This is a genomic window from Paenibacillus sp. Marseille-Q9583 (genome assembly GCF_976954365.1).
Map to the genome: position 1 here is coordinate 1 of NZ_CDRJTB010000158.1, position 1116 is coordinate 1116.

The following is a 1116-nucleotide window of genomic DNA, read 5'->3' on the forward strand; positions in this document are numbered from 1 at the left end:
GGCTTCCCGCTTCGCTTCTTCCGTCTCCGCATACGCCTGTAGCCCCAACGCCCATTCCTGATACGACGTCGTCTTTGCCGGCAGCGCCAGCACTTGCCCTTGCTCCGTTTGGCTGTACAGCAGTTGCAGGTCTTCCAGCAAGATACGCCACGATACCCCATCAACTACCAGATGATGAATCACCAGGAGTATTCTCCCCGGACGTTCCCCTAAGTTAAAGTAGACCACCCGCAGGAGCGGTCCCTCACTCAAATCAAGACTGCCCTGACACTCTCCCGCGATCCGCTCGATCTCCTGCCGCTGCTCATTTTCATCCAACACCGACAGATCTATGGTTGTCACCGGAACTTGTTCGATTTCTCCACGGTTCTCCTGCACCCAGCCTGTTTCCGTCTGGATAAACCGCATACGCAGCGCATCGTGATGCTCCATCAGCTTCCTGATCACCTGTTCCAGCTTTTCCGTCTTGATCGGAGAGGCTAACGTCAACAATAGCGATTGGTTCCAGTGATGGGCTGACTCCAGTTCCTGGTTAAAGAACCACTGTTGGATCGGTGTCAGCGGTACTGCTCCCTGTACCCATCCTTGTTCAGCCCGAATGGCTATGCTTCCCGCCATCCCTGCAAGATGCCGAACGGTTGGATATTGAAACAACTGCTTTGGCGTGATGCGTATCCCGGCTTGTATGCTCTTAGACACCACCTGAATGGCTAATATGGAATCTCCGCCCAAGGCAAAGAAGTTATCCTCCACCCCGATAGACTCCACCCCGAGCACCTGCTCCCAAATCTTCAAAAGTGTTTCCTCTACCGTGGTTTGTGGGGCTGCATATCCCGACTCGAGATCCGGCCGGCCGCTCTCGGGTACCGGGAGCCGTTTACGGTCCACCTTCCCGTTTGGCGTCAGCGGCATAACGTCCATGATGACAAATACAGAGGGCACCATATACTCCGGCAGCTTGGCTGTCAGCCATGCTCGCCAGGCTTCAACTGCTGGCGCCTGTTCGACTCCGTCAAGAACCAGGTATGCCGCCAAACGCTTGCTCCCGTTCTCTTCCAAAGCTATGACGACCCCTTCTCGTACTGCCGGATGCTCAGCCAGCACCGCCTCTATTTC

Annotated in this window: 1 protein-coding gene; it reads right to left on the reverse strand. The window is 55.5% G+C overall.

The window, feature by feature from the left end; genetic code table 11:
- A partial coding sequence (locus ACWNM1_RS30560) for a condensation domain-containing protein (protein WP_449603932.1) occupies nt 1-1104 on the reverse strand: 1104 nt, incomplete at its 3' end.
- Between the last annotated feature and the right edge of the window lie 12 nt (nt 1105-1116).